This is a genomic window from Anaerobutyricum hallii (genome assembly GCF_900209925.1).
Classification (GTDB): Bacteria; Bacillota; Clostridia; order Lachnospirales; family Lachnospiraceae; genus Anaerobutyricum; species Anaerobutyricum soehngenii.
The window spans coordinates 494,972-513,653 of record NZ_LT907978.1 but is presented as its reverse complement, the minus strand read 5'-3'; the positions used below and the strand labels follow the sequence as shown (position 1 = coordinate 513,653).

Annotated in this window: 17 protein-coding genes and 3 pseudogenes; 6 read left to right on the top strand and 14 right to left on the bottom strand. The window is 42.3% G+C overall.

Features of this window, described 5'->3' with window-relative positions; translation table 11 throughout:
- Positions 1-49 precede the first annotated feature (49 nt).
- From EHLA_RS02230 to EHLA_RS02165, 14 genes and pseudogenes are all read right to left on the bottom strand, one after another.
- Positions 50-2,599, bottom strand: coding sequence for an ABC transporter permease (locus EHLA_RS02230; RefSeq protein ID WP_096239161.1), 2,550 nt, complete (start codon positions 2,597-2,599; stop codon positions 50-52).
- A gap of 13 nt (positions 2,600-2,612) precedes the next feature.
- Complete coding sequence (locus EHLA_RS02225) at positions 2,613-3,293, bottom strand: ABC transporter ATP-binding protein (protein WP_005348524.1); 681 nt, start codon at positions 3,291-3,293, stop codon at positions 2,613-2,615.
- 98 nt (positions 3,294-3,391) lie between these two features.
- A complete protein-coding gene (locus EHLA_RS02220; RefSeq protein WP_096241529.1) occupies positions 3,392-4,300 on the bottom strand; it encodes a sensor histidine kinase in 909 nt (302 codons plus the stop codon).
- Positions 4,297-4,980: a response regulator transcription factor gene (locus tag EHLA_RS02215; RefSeq protein ID WP_096239160.1), complete on the bottom strand. Its 684-nt coding sequence runs from the start codon at positions 4,978-4,980 to the stop codon at positions 4,297-4,299. Before EHLA_RS02215 ends, EHLA_RS02220 begins: the two co-directional genes overlap by 4 nt.
- A 132-nt stretch (positions 4,981-5,112) precedes the next feature.
- Positions 5,113-5,484: pseudogene (locus EHLA_RS02210) on the bottom strand (TnpV protein).
- Positions 5,485-5,515: 31 nt separating this feature from the next.
- Positions 5,516-5,830 (bottom strand): annotated as a pseudogene (locus EHLA_RS02205) (23S rRNA (uracil-5-)-methyltransferase RumA); the annotation flags it as partial.
- 194 nt (positions 5,831-6,024) lie between these two features.
- Positions 6,025-6,966: pseudogene (locus tag EHLA_RS02200) on the bottom strand (PDDEXK nuclease domain-containing protein).
- 48 nt (positions 6,967-7,014) lie between these two features.
- Positions 7,015-7,419, bottom strand: a complete 405-nt coding sequence (locus EHLA_RS02195) for a hypothetical protein (RefSeq protein WP_096239159.1) — start codon at positions 7,417-7,419, stop codon at positions 7,015-7,017.
- A gap of 22 nt (positions 7,420-7,441) precedes the next feature.
- The gene (locus EHLA_RS02190) at positions 7,442-9,427 is read right to left on the bottom strand and encodes a recombinase family protein (RefSeq protein WP_096241528.1); all 1,986 of its coding nucleotides are present in this window, start codon (positions 9,425-9,427) and stop codon (positions 7,442-7,444) included.
- Entirely contained in the window at positions 9,408-9,638 is a 231-nt protein-coding gene (locus EHLA_RS02185) for a helix-turn-helix domain-containing protein (protein ID WP_055303625.1), read from the bottom strand. Before EHLA_RS02185 ends, EHLA_RS02190 begins: the two co-directional genes overlap by 20 nt.
- 90 nt (positions 9,639-9,728) lie before the next feature.
- The gene (locus EHLA_RS02180) at positions 9,729-9,914 is read right to left on the bottom strand and encodes a hypothetical protein (RefSeq protein ID WP_096239158.1); all 186 of its coding nucleotides are present in this window, start codon (positions 9,912-9,914) and stop codon (positions 9,729-9,731) included.
- A gap of 16 nt (positions 9,915-9,930) precedes the next feature.
- Positions 9,931-11,220 (bottom strand): plasmid recombination protein, encoded by a 1,290-nt coding sequence (locus EHLA_RS02175; RefSeq protein ID WP_096239157.1) that lies wholly within the window; start codon positions 11,218-11,220, stop codon positions 9,931-9,933.
- A gap of 405 nt (positions 11,221-11,625) precedes the next feature.
- Entirely contained in the window at positions 11,626-13,017 is a 1,392-nt protein-coding gene (locus tag EHLA_RS02170) for a DNA primase family protein (protein ID WP_096239156.1), read from the bottom strand.
- The gene (locus tag EHLA_RS02165; RefSeq protein WP_096239155.1) at positions 12,992-13,612 is read right to left on the bottom strand and encodes a CHC2 zinc finger domain-containing protein; all 621 of its coding nucleotides are present in this window, start codon (positions 13,610-13,612) and stop codon (positions 12,992-12,994) included. Before EHLA_RS02165 ends, EHLA_RS02170 begins: the two co-directional genes overlap by 26 nt.
- 240 nt (positions 13,613-13,852) lie before the next feature.
- Between EHLA_RS02165 and EHLA_RS02160 the strand changes: the two genes are divergently transcribed.
- The 6 genes from EHLA_RS02160 (at position 13,853) to EHLA_RS02135 (ending at position 18,625) form a co-directional block, all read left to right on the top strand.
- On the top strand, positions 13,853-14,335 hold the full coding sequence (locus tag EHLA_RS02160) for a MarR family winged helix-turn-helix transcriptional regulator (RefSeq protein WP_096239154.1): 483 nt from the start codon (positions 13,853-13,855) through the stop codon (positions 14,333-14,335).
- On the top strand, positions 14,328-14,861 hold the full coding sequence (locus tag EHLA_RS02155; RefSeq protein ID WP_096239153.1) for a flavodoxin domain-containing protein: 534 nt from the start codon (positions 14,328-14,330) through the stop codon (positions 14,859-14,861). Before EHLA_RS02160 ends, EHLA_RS02155 begins: the two co-directional genes overlap by 8 nt.
- 10 nt (positions 14,862-14,871) lie before the next feature.
- A complete protein-coding gene (locus EHLA_RS02150) occupies positions 14,872-15,264 on the top strand; it encodes a hypothetical protein (protein WP_096239152.1) in 393 nt (130 codons plus the stop codon).
- A 166-nt stretch (positions 15,265-15,430) separates the two neighbouring features.
- Positions 15,431-16,642, top strand: a complete 1,212-nt coding sequence (locus EHLA_RS02145) for a DUF6076 domain-containing protein (protein ID WP_242970651.1) — start codon at positions 15,431-15,433, stop codon at positions 16,640-16,642.
- Positions 16,626-17,351, top strand: coding sequence for a MerR family transcriptional regulator (locus EHLA_RS02140; RefSeq protein ID WP_096239151.1), 726 nt, complete (start codon positions 16,626-16,628; stop codon positions 17,349-17,351). The genes EHLA_RS02145 and EHLA_RS02140 overlap by 17 nt, the downstream gene beginning before the upstream one ends.
- Before the next feature lie 98 nt (positions 17,352-17,449).
- Positions 17,450-18,625, top strand: a complete 1,176-nt coding sequence (locus EHLA_RS02135) for a hypothetical protein (protein ID WP_096239150.1) — start codon at positions 17,450-17,452, stop codon at positions 18,623-18,625.
- Positions 18,626-18,682 lie beyond the last annotated feature (57 nt).

Below are 18,682 nucleotides of genomic sequence, written 5' to 3'. Positions count from 1 at the left end.
AAAGGCGCATGAATCCATCAAATCCATACGCCTAATTTACACATTGTTATTATTCTTTCCGAATCCTTTCAACAATGCTTTCCCGACTCATCTTTTCAAACTGATACTTTGGTATCACATACGCAATCCCAACCAAAATTGGAATCATAAGCACACATGGCACTATCGTAAGATGTAGCCGGAAGAAAAATGCTGTACCGAGCGTATTTACTAAAATTTGCTTTGCTCCAAACACAATTAGCAATACTGCAATCACAAATGCGCCTCCCAAATATAGGAATCCCTCAGCCACTAGCATTTTCGATATCTGTTTTTTCGTCATTCCAACAACTTCCAAAAGTGCCAGTTCTTTTTTTCTGCTAATTACAGAAGTTGCTGTTGTATTAAAGAAATTCATAATGCCAATAAAAGCTAAAATAATGACAAGAAAACTACCGATCATATAATATTTACTGACAAACCGCCTAAAGCTCGCCTTCATATCCAATACAGAAGAAACATTTATCATATCATTTTCTTTCAAAACATTTTTATCAATGTATTCTTTTACTTGCTTATCCTCTCCCTTCTTGGCATCAATAGTAGCATACATTGCTGATTGATTTTCTGTCTGGGTGAAATACTCTTCTTCTGGGACCATTACTGTAATATAAACAGAATCTGCATACGGATAATCCAGGGAATATGGCATCATAGCTTCTCCGATTACCCCATAATCTTTCTGCTTTCCGTTTCCGTACTCCATTTTAAAAGTCTCGCCAGACTGATAATAAGAAACTGGTTGTTCTGTATATTTATCACTATAGTCCACAATCACATAATCCCCACTTTTAAACGTATCCCAGGAACATTTTTCCCCTTTCCATTCTAACATATCAAACACCGCTTCACTAATTCCGAGGAAATGAACCTTTACAGTATTATCCGCTTTTGTTTCCTCCCAGATTTGCTTTTCATAATCTGTCCAGTTTTCTTTGTTTTTTTCTGCCAATGTCTCCCACGTTTTCAAAAGTGCCGGTTCCATCTTATGTCTTTCTTCCGAATAATACACATATCCTGTTTTCTCACTTTCCGGACACTTATTCAGAATCTCTTTGATTTCAGGTGTAATACCGTTGAAATTTGTATTCGATAAAGTGTCGGTCATCTGATCCAGTTGAAAATCAGATGCTAAAACTATATTCTGGTAAGACTCAAAATCATATCCCTGCACCAACATCACAATACAGTTGACCACTACCATAGAAAGAGCGATAGAAAGCATAACAATCAATCCCTTTTTCCAGTTACGGAACACATTTTGAACTGCCATTCCCCACCAGGTTACAGACGTATTCTTTTTTATTTTCTTCTGTGACTGCTCTCCTTCTGCCAAATGTAGGGCTTCCACAGGCGAAACTCTTTCCACCATTTTACAAGCCCGTAGACAGGATAAATACACCGTTAAAAGTGTCAGAAGTGCTGCTGCAAAAAAAATCAAAGGATTAGCTGATACTACTGTCTGTGTAGTCTGTCCTGCCTGTGCACTGATTTGGGCATCTGCTGTCAGAGACGGCGACATACAAAAACCTGCAAGATAACCGAAGATCAATCCGATTGGAATCCCCACTTCTGACAATTTCCATGCCTGCATACGTACAATTTTTTTCAATTGTTTTCCTGTTGTTCCCACGTTCTTCAATAATCCGTAGGCTCTAATATCCGTTTTCACGGATATATTAAAAATATTATAAATAATTAAGTAACCAGCCAATATCACAAACAGTACCATTACAATAAGGGAAGTGAATGAAAATGAATCCTCTTCAAAAAGATTATATGCCGGATTGATCTCCAATCCTGTCCTTGCTTTCGTAAATCCTGCTGTCTTAGATATATTTTCTGTTTTCTTTTCCAGATTCCAAAGATTCTTGTACCAGACAGAATACTCCTTTCCCCCATTATAGATACCATTTTTTAATTCTTTCTGTGTAACAGGATAACAATTCTCCTTCGCATAGGCTTCAGATACCCAGACCATCTGACCTAAAACAGCCTTATCACCCTGCCAAAATCCACATATCTGGAATGTATCTGTTTTGTATTGTTTCAGCATTGGATTTACTTCCCACGTCAGCGTGACTTCTTCCCCAATCTTTGGTGTAACTCCCAGTGCTTCCAGTACCAAGCTGCTGACTGCCACTTCATTTTCCTTCTCTGGCAGTCTTCCTGTAGTTGGCAGACAATTAAAGCTTTCTGCCATATTTTTATCTGCATATCTAACTTCTACTGAAAAGCCAAAATGTTTATCTCTTCCTGCTCCCAGAAAAATGCCTGTTCCATATCGTTCCACCTCATCACTTTGTTCTATTGTTTTTTGCAATCTCACCGCATCTTCTTCTGACAAATTCTGCGCAATAGCATGGGATGAATCCATAAATTGCTTAATTTCCGTTGCTCTTTTGGAAAGTATCATGGATACACTCCCCACAAAGAGGCTTGTAAATAACAGTGATGTCAACATGATTGCAATAACAGCAATAATATTTCTTGCTCGGTTCATTTTCATAAAACGTTTCGTCAATAATCGTAACGTTTCTTTATTCTCTACTTTTACCATATAATCGCCCTCACTATACCAAACCACTGTCTGAAACAATTTTTCCGTCTTCAATCTGTAAAATCCTGTCAGTCATCTGGGCAATCTCCTCATTGTGAGTAATCATTACAATCGTTTGATGAAAACGCTTACTGGTGACTTTTAAAAGTCCCAATACATCCTGACTCGTTTTTGAGTCCAGATTGCCTGTCGGTTCATCTGCCAGCAAAATAGCAGGTTTTGCCGCTAATGCTCTTGCGATTGCCACCCTTTGCTGCTGACCCCCTGACAGTGCACTTGGAAGATTTTCCAGTTTTGTCCGAATGCCCAGTGTATCTATGATTTCATTTACATAACCTTTTTCAATCTTTTTTCCATCCAGTTTTACAGGAAGAACAATATTTTCCCATACATTCAGCATCGGAACCAGATTATACTGTTGAAATACAAATCCAATATTTCTACGCCTAAAAATAGTAAGCTCTTCATCTGTCATATGGCTTAAATTCTGTCCGTCAACAATGACCTGACCGGATGTTGGATTATCCAAACCACCAATGATATGAAGCAATGTAGACTTTCCACTTCCAGAGGTTCCAACAATCGCTACAAACTCCCCTTTTTCTACTTCCAGGTTTATACCATCAAGAGCCCTGACTTCTGTTTCTCCCTGCCCATATATTTTTCGTAAATTTACTGCTTTTAATATATTCATGTCATCCTCCCATCAAAAAAGCCTGTATTGATCTTTACAATACAGACTTTATCATAACAATGTCTCCATCTAGTTTCTGAAATGTCACAGTTTTGATACTATTCCTTCTTTGCTATCGGAAGAAACACAGAAAATGTAGAACCCTTTCCTCTCTTTGATGTCACTTTTATATACCCCTTTTGTGCCTGAATAATCTCTCTTGCAAGGAATAAGCCAATTCCTACTCCTGGCTGGTCTGCCACTGACAGACTCCGATAAAACCTTCCAAATATCTTTGGTATTTCTTCTTTTTCTATTCCAATGCCATCATCAATGATATCAATCTTTACAAAAAAAGAATACTGCTCGACTTTTATCTGAACATTTCCCCCACATGCTGTGTATTTAATCGCATTGTCTACAATATTTCCGAGTGCCTCCACGGTCCATTTTGAATCACACATAGCATGCAAATCCGTGTCACATAGGCTCAGAGTAATATTCTTCTCCCTTACTTTTACGTTAAACTGCTGCTGTATAGATTCAAGCATCTGCTTAATAGTAGTATCCTCCGAATGTACTGCGATAATTCCACTCTCCATCCGTGATAATTTGACCAATGATTGTATCAAAAAATCTAATTTGTCTGTTTGCTCCAAAATGGTAGCTATCTCCTCCTGATTTTCATTACTCACTTCAGAGAGTATTTCTCCATAGATTTTCAGATTTGAAATAGGAGTCAGGGTCTGATGCGCAATATCTGAAATAAGTTTTTGTATCACTTCTTTCTGTTCCTGTTGATTTTTTCCTGCCAGAAAGCTACTGTCTATATATTGTTTCATGCTGTTTTCAAGAGCAGAATACTTTTCTTCTGATACTTCTGTCCGTTCCAGTTCTCCATCTATTGCACAATCCAGCATTTGCTGCAGCCGGTTCAAAAGCTTTTTTTCTTTCTCATAAAAAAGGCTGTACCAAAAAACTCCGCTCAGGACAAATATAACTACAATCAACATAATTGTTTCTATCATCCATTCACCGCCCATGTATAACCAATTCCATAAACCGTCTTGATATATTCAGGCTTCTGCGTATCATCTTCTAATTTGTCTCTGAGGCGTTTGATAGCAACAGTCAAGGCATGGGCATCCACAAACTCTGTATCTCCCTGCCATACCTCGTCAATCAGATATTCCCTTTTCAATACTTTTCCTCTGTTTTCACACAGCACTCTAAGGAGTTTTTGTTCTGTCTTACTAAGTTCAATAGGTTCTCCATCTTTGAAAAATTCCATTTTATCGAAATAGAACTCAAATCCATCAAGCTCCATAGAATTCTTAGCTGCTGCCTCTTTATTTCTAAGTTGCACAGACACTCTTGCACGCAAAACCATCAAGCTAAACGGTTTCGTAATATAATCATTTGCCCCAGCTTCCAATCCTGTTACAATATCTACTTCCATGTTATTTACTGTAAGCAGAATAATCGGCACCTGACTATTTTTCCTTATTTCTCTTACAAAATCAATCCCATTTCCATCCGGCAAATTCACATCTAATAAAACCAATGTGATATCTTCCTTTTTCAAGATCTCTCTAGCTTCCTGCAAAGTTCTGCACTGATAAAAGAAATAATCATCATTCTTTAAAGCCAGACGGATTCCATCATTTAATTTTTTGTCATCTTCAACAATCAGTAACTTTTCACTCATATTTTCTCTGCTTTCTTACAAATTACACTAATTGTATCATTGCCAGTTTTATAAATCAAATCATTAAGTCAAAATCTCCGACAGAATTTATCTTATAAACAGCCAAAAGCTCCTGAAGGAGCTTTCCACACTTTAAATATAGACCAATTCTTTTAACACAATCTCTTCTGCCATATTACGAATACCATTTACCGCTCTGACCCATTCCATCTAATCACAAGCTTTCAATTCTTCCGTAATGCCCTGCCTCTCCATCATCTGACGCATCAGAATATCCATTCGCTCCTGCGCTTCATCGTCCACCGCATTCAGATGTTCTGTCAATCTGTCTTCCAACATATACAGTGAATACATTGCCGGACGATGCTCTTTCAGATATGTTTTCCGCATCATTCCATATTTCCCATAATGCGGTTCTTCATCTGTACTGACAAGATTCGGGTAGTAAATTCCGTCTGCGCCAAGTGTGTAGGTTCCACCCATTTTTTCAAATGTGCTTTTCATGTGTTATTCCTCCTTGAAATCAGCGATGTCCTTAGATCATCGCAAAATATTTCAGGGCAGCCTTGATAGCATCTTCTTTCTCTTTCGGGCATTGTGGAACTCTTGCATTTTCTGATTTTGGAAGATTATAGTTTTCTCCCACTTCAATTCCACATTTGCGTTTTACCTGAAAAATATATAAATTTGAAACCTTCAAGCCAAATTCTTTCAGCACATAATCTTTGATTTCCTGATAGGTTGCTTTCAACTCGGCACTGGTAGCATCCAGCTCGTCCAGGTCTAAGTCGATCTCTATCGTGTCATCTGGTTTTTGTTGGGACAAAAGAACAACCGTCTCCACATGCATACCAAATTAAAACATATCTCCACAAAACCACAGAAATATGAGCAATATTTATACAGTACTAATACTGCACGTGCATCCTCTTTCACACAAAATATTAGTTCCATAAATTTTGCACCACCCTGATGTAAAATTTATTCTTTTTTCATACCGTCAATATATTCTTCTGTCTTACTAGCTTCCAATGCTCGATATTCCTAATTTAATTCTCTCAACAATTCTTCTTCGCTTGGCAAATATAATTTATACTTTGAAGCAAAAATTTGTGTTTCATTTTCCGGCAATGTATATTTAACTACAGACTCACTCTTGTCTGCACATAACACAATGCCTATCGGCGGATTATCTCCCTCATTCATAAGCTCTCGCTCATAATAATGAACTTACATCTGCATCTGTCCTAAATCCTGATGTGTTAAGTCTCCAACCTTTAAATCAATCAATACAAAACATTTTAAGATGTAATTATAAAATACAAGGTCAATTCTAAAATGGCGTCCATCAAACGTTATTCTTTTCTGCCTTGCGACAAATGAAAAGCCTCTGCCAAGTTCCAAAAGGAATTTTTGCAAATGTGTAATTAACGCTTGCTCTAAATCACTTTCATAAAAATCATCATTGGGTGTCAGTCCAAGAAATTCCAATACATACGGGTCACGGATAACATCTTCTGGTTTTTTTGCCATCACCAATGTCTGAATTTCTGCCGCAACCTGCTCTTTATTTTTACTGGATAATAATCTTTCGTAAAAGAAAGAATTTATCTGTCTTTCAAGCTGTCTGGTACTCCATTGCGATTTTACGGCTTCCTGCATATAAAATTCTCGTGCTTTATCATTTTCCACACGCATCAAAAGCCGATAATGAGTCCAACTCAATTCGCTACGCAGTGCGTAGCCATTTGGAAACGTCAAATAAAACTGCCTCATATTTTTCAAATTGGCAACAGTAAATCCTTTTCCAAAATCTTGAGTCATTTGTTTCGATAATTCTTTCAATAAACCTGTCCCATACTCCGCCTTTTCATTGCCGCCCTGTTCTTCAATGATTGATTTCCCGATATTCCAATAGTCTTCAACCATTGAAAAATTGGCTGTTTGATAGACTTTATTTCTTGCTGTTATCAAGATGTTCTTTATCTCATCATAAAATTTTTATTCCATAAACACCTCCGAAGACACCTAGTTTTATTTGTATAAATCCTTTCTCAATCGATTTACAAGTATATTAAATTGTTCCTCACTTTTCTGGTGAATAAATTTATCTAATTCCTTGACAAGAACATCATCTTTTGAAATTAACTTCAACTTAGGAATTGCCATCTTCAAATCATTTATTGCATTATTTCTATTTTCATCATCTGATAACTCTTGTATATTATACCTTGCAACTCCTAAAGAAAATTTCGCTTCGGCTGGAAAAAGTACAATTTGCGCAAATACAATTATAGATTCATATACTCTCTTTTTTTCCTCAAAAACATACTTTTTCTTATCTTGCATTGGTTGAAAAATAAATGTGGACAATATCAACGTTATTACAGAAGAACCTAATATACTAATAATTATGGAAATTACATTATCTATACTCATTTGCAATCCTTCCCTGCTACAATTAAATCACCTCAAAATGTTTCAACGCATCCTTTATCGCTTCCACTTTCTCTGCCGTCGGATGTTTCCTCGGCTGTTTCAGTTCTTCTACTGCATTAGGAGCATCATACATCGGCAAGCCTAAATCCCTTTTTACCTCCGCAATATATGCGGCATGTACCTTGAAACCATATTTCGCTTCTATGTACTCCTTTATCATTTTGTAGGTCACTCGTTCCTTGGGCTTGTATTCTTCGGCTCTTTTAGCGATATTATCAAGCGGAACTTTTCCCTCACCCTCACCAAACTCAACTTTTACGTTGATATGTCCGTCTGGCTTTTTGTGGGAAAGCAGTACAACCGTCTCGACGGTTGTTTCAGTTTCCAAGGGAAGTTCTTTCACTTCCTCGCCATCAACAGGCACAGGGAAATTGAATACGATCTTCTTTATCCAGCTTCCGTCTTTCCTTTTCTCCGGGAACATTTCAATTCGCTCGATAAAGGCTTTCATAAACTCTTTCTGTTCCGCTTCCGTTGCGGAATGGTAGACTTCATCAAATGCCAGTAAGAGCCGATAGATATTGTCGCCGGAGATTTTCTCCTGCTGAATGCTGCGGATTTGGCTTTGCAATTCGCCAATCTGAACTTCGATATCCTCTATGGTATCATACTGCTCATCATAGCGGCGCTGCAAGTCCAAAATCTTTCTGTCATAGTGGGCATCGTTGATGTCCAAGGTGTCCATCTGACGCTCCAAGCGGCTTTTCGTTCCAAAGGCTTGCTTTAACTGACCTTGCAGAACGGCGATCTGCTTTTCCATATCCTCTGTATCAACTGCCGAGCCGATTTTCGCCTGAATCGCTTCTACAAACCGAGGATTGTTGACCATAGCGGATATAATCTTTGCCACAAACTTATTGATTTCCGTCTGCTCGATATTCAGTCGGAAGCTGCACTCATGCCCGGTTGGTGTTACTGTGTTTTTACAGTAGTAATAATATCTTGTTTTCTTGTCCTTGCTGTGAGCCTTGGCGATATTGCCATACATACTCTTTCCGCAGCATGGACATTTCAGAATACCGGACAGGATATGTGCGTGATCTGGATTATTGACCTTTTCCCGCTTAAAGGAATTGATCTTGCGCTTTTCCTGTGCCAGATACCAATCTTCTTCGGAAATGATGGCTTCGTGCTGCCCGTCATAAATAGGGAACTCTGACTGCTCAACCACGTGCATCTCGTTTCTTGTACCCTGTTTCTTTTCCGTCCTGCGTCTGCCATAGGCTATCTTACCCATGTAAACAGGATTGTCCAGTACATCCTGCACGAAGCTCCTTGAAAATCCGGGAATAGTATTGTTCTGCCGTAGCTTCTTGACAAAGCCATTACGATTCAAATATTTTGCAACTCCGGCAACGCCCTCGTTGGTGTGAATGTAGCGGTCATAAATGACACGGATTACTTCCACTTCATCCTCTGCAATGACAAGATCACCGTTTTCCAGACTATAGCCATAAGGGGCAAAACCACCATTCCACTTGCCCTCACGAGCCTTTTGCTCCCGTCCTGCCATGGTCTGAGTTCGGATATTCTCACGCTCGATTTCTGCCACCGCAGACAGCACAGAAATCATCAGCTTTCCGGCATCCTTGGAACTATCAATGCCATCCTCCACGCAGATCAGATTGACACCGAAATCCTGCATGAGCTGCAAAGAGTTCAGAACGTCCGCCGCATTTCTGCCAAATCGGGAGAGCTTAAAGACCAGCACATAAGATACGCCGTCTTTGCAGTCCTGAATGTCATTCAGCATCCGTTGAAAGTCCTGCCGTCCTTGGATGTTCTTTCCGGAAAAGCCCTCGTCAGAATACTCCCCGGCAATAACCATATCTTCGTATGCCGCATACTTTCTTAACTTGTCACGCTGGGCATCCAAGCTGTATCCGTCAACCTGCATAGAGGTGGACACTCTTGTATAAAGATAGCATTTAAGTTGTTTCTTTTTCAGAATCGCCACCTCCCTCGTTCATTTCTTTTACCATAAGTCCTTCGTTGCGGATATAATACTCCAAAAGCCACAGCACATAATCCGGTGCATGGCGGTTATCCAATTCCCACTCGGTCATAGTCCGGTAAGGGATATGGACGAGCTTGCAAAAATCTTTCCGGTTCAGTCCTGTACTTTCCCGCAACTTGATAATTCTGTTCTTACAATCCATCTGTCTTTTCTCCATAAAAAACAAAAATACACGTTGCGTAATCATTATAGCATAGCCACAGCGAATACGCAACGTGTAAATTGTAAATTTTTACGCAGCCTTATTCGTCAAAGGCTGCGCTTGATTACTTTCCTCGGAATGCTCCACTTTCTGCGGTGCATCCTGCTCCAATTTATCCAAAACCTGATGTCCATATTTTTGGAGCATCTGGCTCATAACATCCACACAGCGGACAAATGCCGCATTATACTTTGCATCCTCATAATATTTCTTCAATAAGCAGTTACCTCCATTAAATTTCCATATCCTGTCCACGCTTCCGGGCAGGGTGTTTGTGTTCATACAGTTCCTTTCCTCTGGCGAGGATGGCATTGATAAAAGCCCAGACTTTTTCAGATGCAATCTCAATCGCATCCAGGAAAGGCTGGACTTTCTGTTTCAGTTCCTCATGGTCTTTATCCAGTTTTTCATAACGGTCTTTCCAGATCTTTGCGCTTTTCTCTGCCTTCTCAAATTTCTGCTTGTATTTCAGCTTCTCAGACTTTTCCGCAAAGCTGCTGACCGCATAATCTTTTAGGGTACGGCACTCATCCGCTGACAGCGTGATATTTCCGGTGATGGGATTTTTCTTACCCATCGACTCAATCTCATGTGCGGTCATAGCAACAGAGTTGGCAGCCTGCGTTTCCTTTTTCAGAGCTTCCAGTTTCTTTTTCTGCTTTTCCGTGGCAGCTTTGGCGTCCTCCAAACTCTGCTCGGCCTGTGCCACCTGTCCGGTCACAGCTTCCAAACGCTGCTGTTCTGCCTGCACCTTAAACTGCGTCACCGTCAGATGCTCCTCGGTGCTGCCACGCTCTCCACGCTCCACATCGGTATATCCGGCAGCTCGCATGAACTGAAAAAAGTCATCCTGCAACACACTGTAGGACGACTTCAAAATCTTTTTTCCTTTTGCGTTGAGCATGGGATTTCCGTCCTCACCAAGCACCGGCTTGGACTCCCATTTCTTACTGCGGCTGACCTGTGTGATGACCTCCTTGACGGTTCCACGGAGGGATTCATCCTTGCACCGCTTCGACCACAGGATTTGCTTTTCCACCACCGGGATATAAACCACATGAAGGTGATAGTGGTACACATCCTCGCCCAGAGCTTCGGACATTGCCCGATTGCGTTCATCGGCGTGCATCACAGCGGAGAGGATATACTGCTCACCGCCTACGATCTCCACGGCGGCTTTATAGGCATCGGCATAAAACTGTTTTGCAAATTCATAGCCGCCGTGGTTGTAGAAGTAAGCGGAGTTCACATCGAATACCAGCTCGCCATATTTAACGGCATCCTCTTTCAGACCTCTTGTGGAAATCACCTTGTCTCGTTCCAACTGCTCAAACATTTCTGTATAGCTGGCGCTGGGAGCTTTGAAATGGACGTTAAGCGGAGTGCGTTCCGGCACGATGTCCACATTGGAATAACGGTCTTTTTCACGCTCATTGTGTTCCTGTACCTTAGCCACATCATCCGAGGTTTCCAAGTCTTGATTCCTGGCTAAGGTACGGTCAATTCCATCATTTCTTGCCATAGATGTTCTTCCTTTCTTTGAGATTTGCAGACAGCGGAGAGCTGGGGAACGGCACTTTTTCAAAGTGTAATAACCCACTATTACACTTTCATCCATAATGGCTGCAAAGTGCCGTGGGCTCTCCGAGGGCTCTCCCGAGGGGGAGTGCGGTCACTGCGGCGACCTCTGCTGACCAAAGTGAAAATGTCTGCAACTTTTTCCATGGTCAGCACCTCTGTACGATACTGCTCTGCGGAGCATTCTCTTGCAGAGGTTGGCAGTGAAAACCGTATCTTTCACTGCCTGTCCACGGTACTTTTGCAAAATTCCGTGGACATAGAAACAGCCCAAGCAAAAGAAATGTGCTGTTTCTATAACGAGCGTTTCACGCTCTTTTGCTGCGTACATACGTACCAGCAACGGGGGTTACGATTCGTCCCGCCATTCCTTCGGAATGTCCTCCGGTACGTACGTACACGGCGAAACATCGTAAAACCCATTTATATGAGGTCGTGCAATCGCTTCCACTCCTATGAATCCCCACACCCGCCGTCCGGCAGAGTTGGTGATGTTGTTGCAATGCTCCAGATTGAATTTCTTGGCATTAGCAACCATGGCATCGCTGAAGCTGCGGGCTTTCAGCGGTGCAAGGGAGTTTTCCTCGCACCACATCCGGTAGATTTCATAGAAATCCTTGGAGCTGATGGACGCATCCACTTTGCGCCGGATGTATCCCTCCGACTCCATGAAATCGAAAATATTGTTATTGTCACGCTTAACCGCTTCCCGGTTTTCACGGATGCGGTCACTCTCCGAAAACTTAAAGTTGTTGGCAACGAGCCGCTGCAATCCTTCAAAAGCCCAGAGGAAAATACCCTCGGCTTCGGCTTTCATTTTCTCCGCAAGGTCGGGATCGTCGGCTCTGTCCACAGGCTTTTCCTTGGTGGTCAGCACAAGCTGTCTGCGGTAAAAACCGTCGCTACGGTCATACAGGGCTTGGAGATCGCCGTTGCTGAACGCCAGTAGTCGGGCAAACATCCAGCCCTGATAACTCTGCTTGCCTTTGCGTTCCAAGTCCATCTTGCCCTGTGCCGTCACGATGGATTTTACATAGTTGGTCTGACGCAGGGCTTCCATTCGCATATCATCATCCACGCACAGCAGGATGTGTTCCAGATCGGCACGGGCAAAACGGTTTTCAGAAATCTTACCGATGCTGCCGTCTTTCATATTCGTGCCGAAGATGGTGGACAGCACCGCACCGATTTGGGATTTGCCCTCACCGCCGTTGCCCTTAATCACCATCATGCGCTGCCCCTTGTTGGAGGGAATCAGACAGTAGCCGATGAACTCCTGTAAGGTGGGGATGTCCTCTGCGTGGAGCAGACCATCCAGAAAGTTCATCCAGATCACCGGCGCAGGAGCGTTAGGATTGTAAGCAACCGGCAGACGACTTCTCACGATAGCCGGTCTGCCCTCGGTAAATGTTCCGTTCAGCAGCAGCGTACCGTTGGACACATGAATCCGATCCCGCTCCGGTGGAAAGTCAGGCACTTGCGCTTCCAGCTTCAGCACCTCCAGAATGTTGGTGATCTTCCGGGGAATGTTGTTCACGGCACAGAATTTCAGCTTGTCGTAAATCTCTCCACGCAGAGGGAGATCGTCTGTCACCCGACCATCGGGTGTGAAAAAAGCTCCGTTTGCGAAAATAATTCTGCGCTCTTGCAGAAATTCTTCACAAAACAGAGCTTCGTTGATGTTCTGCCCGTCAAACCAGACAGGTAAATTCATATCAGGCGTTTTCCGGTTCTTCGCCATTGTGCGCCACCTCCTTTTTCTTTCGTTCGGTGTACTCTTTCAGAAAAGAGATCTTGTCGCTTTTCATCAGCTCGTCCACCAGTGCGACCCGTTCTTCCAAATCACCCACGGTCAGCACATCTGCCATATATTCGATATGGCAGTGCATCTGGCAGGCTTCCACAAAACGGTCATCGTAAGGCTCGTCCGGTGTCTTGGGTGCATACTGCACTTTCCAGTCCTCCAGAAGATGCAGATAGTCCGTCAGCACCCGGAAGCACAGCATTTCATCCTCCCGGAACTGACGGATGTAAGGATGTTTCGGCTTGGGTAAAACTGCGGCAGTAGGAGGTTTCGGGTCAAGCCCGAAATCCGCCGCCAGCTTCTGCGCTGCTTCATAGCTGCTCAGATTGAATAGCCTTGCCACAAGGTCAATTACATCCCCCTTAGCTCCGCAGCCAAAGCAGAAAAAATAATCCTCGTTCAGCTTCAAGCTCGGATGCCTGTCATTGTGGAACGGGCAGCAAGCCATACCGTTGCGGTTGACTTTCAGCCCGTAATGTTCGGCGGCTTGCTTTACGCTGATTGCCGCCTTGATGGTTTCATAGATTGTCATAGAAAAACCTCCGTTCATAATAGTCTGGAAAGCACGAAGCACCCGCCGTGATTGGCAGGTGCTTCGCTCTTTCCACTATGGTTATGACGGATTTTGAAAAAAACAGGCTAAAAGCAGGACAACCCTATTTCAAAAAACAGGACAACTTATCTTACAATATAGATTTCGCCCTATTCTATTGACAAATAATAGGTAATGTGTTACCTTATTAAAGGTAATATATTACCTATGGAGGATAGAATGAATATTAAAGAAGTAATCAACAGTGGCAAAGTTGACTTTACAGGGATTGAACAATCCTATTTTTTGCTTGGTTTACTGAGTGCCTTTGATAATAGATTTCAAGCAGTCGCAGATGGTACGATGCAAGAGATCAGCTGGAAGCAGTTTTTTGCAATTATCTGTATCAATATGTGTAAAGAGAAGCCAACTATCAAGGAGCTTGCGGAGATCATGGGAAGCTCTCACCAGAATGTAAAACAGATTTTATTGAAGCTTAAAAAGAAAGGATTTGTTGATATTACTGCGGACGAAAGCGATAAGAGAAAGCAGCGTATTGAGCTTACCGATTATTGCAGAGCGTTTTGTGCAAAAAATGATGAAATGACCATGAAAATCATGAAGAAAATGTTTGACGATGTGTCAGAGGAACAGCTGCAAACAACCATACAGACCATTATACAAATCGGAGATAACTTACAGGAGATTCAGGGACATGAGTAAAGGTATTATTTTATTTCAATCGAAATATGGCGCAACAAAAAAGTATGCGGACTGGTTAGCCGAAATGACCGGGTATGATTGTGCTGAAACAAAAAACGCAAATGCTGTGGATCTGAAACCCTATGATGTGATCCTGCTGGGTGGCGGTGTTTACGCTTCCGGCATTGCAGGATTCCAATTTATTAAGAAGAATATAGGTCAGTTAGCAGATAAAAAGATCGCTGTGTTTGCAGTCGGTGCTTCTCCATACGATGAGAAGGCAATCTTGCAAATGAGAGACCTGCATTTCAAAAACGAACTTCGTAGTATACCGCTATTCTATTGCAGAGGGGCTTGGGATGAAGAAACAATGAAATTTACGGACAGAGCGCTTTGTAAGATGCTCCAGAAAGCAGTTGCAAAACAAAATCCGGATGAATATGAGCCCTGGCAAAAAGCATTGATGTGTACAGTGGGGCAAAAATGTGATTGGACGGATCAATCCTATTTAGAACCGTTGCTGAAGCAAATTGAAAAATGGAGATAGAAAGATTTATATGAAGAAGTATGTGATTGTGTTTTTGATATGGGTTATGATTATACCTATCGCAATATTAAATGGTGGATTCCGTGAATATGTGCTTATGGTGCATCTTGAGATACTGGCACTCCCATTAAGCGGGTTTATTTTGAGCGTTTGCATCTTTCTTGTTGCATATCTGTTTGTGCCTAAAATCAAAGGGTGTGTAAAACGAGATTACATTTTATTTGGCGTGATGTGGTTTGTTTTGACGAACTTATTTGACTTGTCATCCTACATCAAATCTGGTGAAGGATTTGCAGGCTTGCTTCAATCTTACAACATTCTGACTGGAAATACATGGATACTTGTTGTTTTATCGGCTTTGATTTCACCAATGTTGGTTATGAAAATAAAAGGGAGGAAGTAAGGTGAATCCTTCAATTTTTTTCATGAATAACTGATAAAAACAGGTCGTTGACTGTACGCATTGCGAAAGGTTGGCGGCCTGTGTTTTTTATATGGAGGAAATGTAGATTTCTTCACATTTGCATGGTATAATTAAAAAATTCAAAAAACAGGACAGGAGGGCAAGCATGAATCAAGAACTGATGACATTGGATTTTTGGCAGGATACGGTCATATATGAGGGCAAAACATTTCCTGTCGGCACTCTTGCCTGTGATGCACTGAATGTTCCTGCGGATACCATTGCAAAGATGAATGAGCAATGCGAGAAAATCAATCTGCTGCTTGGTCTGCTGAACGCCGGGCAGGATGCTTCTGCGCTATTTCCTATGGCAAGGGAAGCTGCTCTGACAATGTTGGGGATTCTCAGTAAAACGCTGCCATTCTCCCACATGGACATACCAAAGCACCGGGAACGGATAGAAAAGGTATTTACTGCCGACAATGCGCTGAAATATGTGGAGTTTGCTATAAAAGCCGCAACCAACTCCTTGCAGTTTGAAGAAGTTCCGAAATATGCGGATGCAATCATACTCCAACGCTATACCGCTGTGTTTGGACATCTGGCATACTCCCTTGGGGAATATCAAACGGCAATGCTTGATTTTGCAGAAAAATCAGACGGTAACGAAGCAGACCGCACCGCAGAGGGCTTCGCCAGAATGTTCGGCAGCTATTTCCCGCCAGAGTTGTCTATCACAGAGGGCAATGCCTGGATGTCTACCCTGAACAATTCTGTTCAGTATGTATCGGTCATCCGTCCCGGCGAAGAAGTTGCAAAGCTGGTCAAACGAATCCACTATGTTTCCTTTGTTGGGATGTTCCGATCTGATCTCTTTGAGGGCTTGTGTGTCGGCCATGCGCCTAAGAAATGCAAAATCTGCGGCAAATGGTTTCTGACAACCAACGCAAGGCACACCAAATATTGCGGCGGTTATGCGCCGGGGGACAAGCTGCACCGAACCTGTCGGCAGATCGGCAATCTGAAAGGCAGAGAACAGCGGGAACTTGCGGACGATCATCCGCTGAAGCAGATATATGAGAAGCGTCTGAATACCATAAACCGCTATGTGAAGCGTGGTACTCTGGACGCTGATCTTGCGGAGGTTATGAAGAAGCTGGCAAAAGATAAGATGCTCCGGGCATTGAGCAATGTGGCTTATGCCAAGGGTGATTATGAAAAGGAAATGGGACAGGCTGCTTTGAAGAAAGAAGCCCTAAAGAACTTTGAATTTGTAGAACTAACAAAATATTTAAAAAAGCTATTGACTCCTACGTTGCGTAATAGTTTAGAGTATACTTATCGAGAGGAGGGAAAAGCCAATGATGACAGTAAATGAAGTAAGCAAATTGACCGGAGTGAGTATACGCACTCTGCAATATTATGATACCATAGGACTCCTGCCACCGACTGAATATACAGAGGCAGGATATCGACTGTATGACGATACAGCAATGGAAAGGCTGCAACAAATTCTACTGTTTAAAGAACTTGAATTCCCACTAAAGGAAATTAAGACGATAATTGATGCACCCAATTTTGATAGAAGCAAAGCGTTGGAGCAACAAATTGAGTTGCTTACTATGAAAAAAGAGCATCTTGAAGTTCTTATTAATTTCGCTCGTAAAATAAAAACGACAGGAGTGAATAAAATGGATTTTAAAGTATTTGATACAACAAGAATGGATGAGTATGCCAGAAAGGCAAAAGAGCAATGGGGACAGACTTCAGAATATAAGGAATATGAAGAAAATGCAAACAATCAGTCTCCAGACGCACAAAAAATGGCTTGGAAAAACCTCATGCTTATATTTGTAGAGTTTGGAAAAATGAAAGATAAGGAACCGGAGCATGCGGAAGTACAGTTTGAAGTTAAGAAACTGCAAGACTATATTTCGGAGCATTTTTATAAATGCTCTAATGAGGTTTTAAAGGGGCTTGGTGCAATGTATGCTTCTGGTGGAGAATTTACTGAAAATATCGATAAAGCTGCTGGAAGAGGAACTGCTGTATTTGTGGCAAAAGCAATAGAGATTTATTGTAGTTAATATAGGTAATTAAGATTAGCAGACCCCTGTTAGGGTGAACAGAAAATTTCAGTTTTCTAAATCTTTATACGCATTGTTAAACCGGAAGGAGGTGCGCTATGCTGAATGATTTTACATGGAATATGATCGGATACATACCAAAATACCAAGTCAATCCGCACGGTGATGGCATCATTCCCTATGTGGCAGAGCGCATCTTCCAACTGGACCCGGAGCCGCCAGCGGTGGACAGTCTGAACGAATATATCCTGTCTGCTTTGCGGGAAAAGAATCTGCTATATTTTTCGTTCTTCCTGCACCACTACGAGCCGCAGCTCAACAAGCGCATCAAATCCTTTCTCGGCGTGGATGGCGGCGATCTGTACGATACAGACCGTTTTATAGATATAAAGCTCTCCTGCCGGGAACAAATGCTCCAAAAGCTGATGGACTATGATCCTGCCAAGGGTGCGGAGTATGCTACATACATTTTCCCGTTCATACGGGATGCTATGCTCCGTTTCCGTATGGGCGAAGAAAAATGGTCGGTATCCTCTCTGACTAATTACAAAATGGTGCGGTCAATGGCATGGCTGTACCATAACACCAAGGATGCGGTCAGCGAGTTTTCCAAAAAGTATAACTGTGACCTTGCCCTTGCGGAAGAATATTTGAAAGTTGTCCGTGGCATCCGCAATCAACAGCCTTTCTATGTGACAGACGAGGACGGCGAGGAAACTGGCGAGGATGTTGCCCTTGATGATACTTGGAACTATACCGACATCCTCTGGAACGGCATACAGGCAGAAAAGGTGCAGCGAGCATTTGAGAAGCTGAATTACCGGGAGCAGACCTTACTTGAAAAACGGTTGGCGATTTGCATGACCTGCGGGCGTGTCGGCTCATGGAAAGGCCGCCCCACCTTTGAAGAACTGGCTGTGATGTTTGAGGGCAGCACAGCCAGCGGTGCAGAGCGAGCCTACCGGAAAGCGGTGGACAAGCTGACAGAACTGCTGGTTGCCGAAGGTGCGCTCCATGCTGTCCGTCTGAAACAGAAATCCAAAACCAAGCGCAAAAAGAAAATCGCCACTGCAATCTACGAATATCAAGCAGACTGCGACAGCGAATGGGGCGAGATTTCATTTGATTTTGAGAACGGCACAGCGGAAATCATCCGTCTTGCCGATTGGGACACGATGAAAACAAACCGCTATGCAAACCGGGCGATAGCGTATCTTTTGAACTGTGAGAACGAAAAGCTGCCCAAGGAAATAATGGTTGCATTCGAGTTGTGAAGTTCAATAATAAACCGATGAGACATCAAAATCGACCGAACAGACAGAAATCAACAT

Excerpts from the sequence above, each read along its gene's own strand:
- EHLA_RS02165 (WP_096239155.1), bottom strand. The coding sequence starts at position 13,612 with ATGACAATCTATGAAACCATCAAGGCGGCAATCAGCGTAAAGCAAGCC.
- EHLA_RS02225 (WP_005348524.1), bottom strand. The coding sequence starts at position 3,293 with ATGAATATATTAAAAGCAGTAAATTTACGAAAAATATATGGGCAGGGA.
- EHLA_RS02145 (WP_242970651.1), top strand. The coding sequence starts at position 15,431 with ATGAATCAAGAACTGATGACATTGGATTTTTGGCAGGATACGGTCATA.
- EHLA_RS02160 (WP_096239154.1), top strand. The coding sequence starts at position 13,853 with ATGAATATTAAAGAAGTAATCAACAGTGGCAAAGTTGACTTTACAGGG.
- EHLA_RS02150 (WP_096239152.1), top strand. The coding sequence starts at position 14,872 with ATGAAGAAGTATGTGATTGTGTTTTTGATATGGGTTATGATTATACCT.
- EHLA_RS02215 (WP_096239160.1), bottom strand. The coding sequence starts at position 4,980 with ATGAGTGAAAAGTTACTGATTGTTGAAGATGACAAAAAATTAAATGAT.
- EHLA_RS02230 (WP_096239161.1), bottom strand. The coding sequence starts at position 2,599 with ATGGTAAAAGTAGAGAATAAAGAAACGTTACGATTATTGACGAAACGT.
- EHLA_RS02175 (WP_096239157.1), bottom strand. The coding sequence starts at position 11,220 with ATGGCAAGAAATGATGGAATTGACCGTACCTTAGCCAGGAATCAAGAC.
- EHLA_RS02140 (WP_096239151.1), top strand. The coding sequence starts at position 16,626 with ATGATGACAGTAAATGAAGTAAGCAAATTGACCGGAGTGAGTATACGC.
- EHLA_RS02185 (WP_055303625.1), bottom strand. The coding sequence starts at position 9,638 with ATGGATTGTAAGAACAGAATTATCAAGTTGCGGGAAAGTACAGGACTG.
- EHLA_RS02155 (WP_096239153.1), top strand. The coding sequence starts at position 14,328 with ATGAGTAAAGGTATTATTTTATTTCAATCGAAATATGGCGCAACAAAA.
- EHLA_RS02170 (WP_096239156.1), bottom strand. The coding sequence starts at position 13,017 with ATGGCGAAGAACCGGAAAACGCCTGATATGAATTTACCTGTCTGGTTT.
- EHLA_RS02195 (WP_096239159.1), bottom strand. The coding sequence starts at position 7,419 with ATGAGTATAGATAATGTAATTTCCATAATTATTAGTATATTAGGTTCT.
- EHLA_RS02135 (WP_096239150.1), top strand. The coding sequence starts at position 17,450 with ATGCTGAATGATTTTACATGGAATATGATCGGATACATACCAAAATAC.
- EHLA_RS02220 (WP_096241529.1), bottom strand. The coding sequence starts at position 4,300 with ATGATAGAAACAATTATGTTGATTGTAGTTATATTTGTCCTGAGCGGA.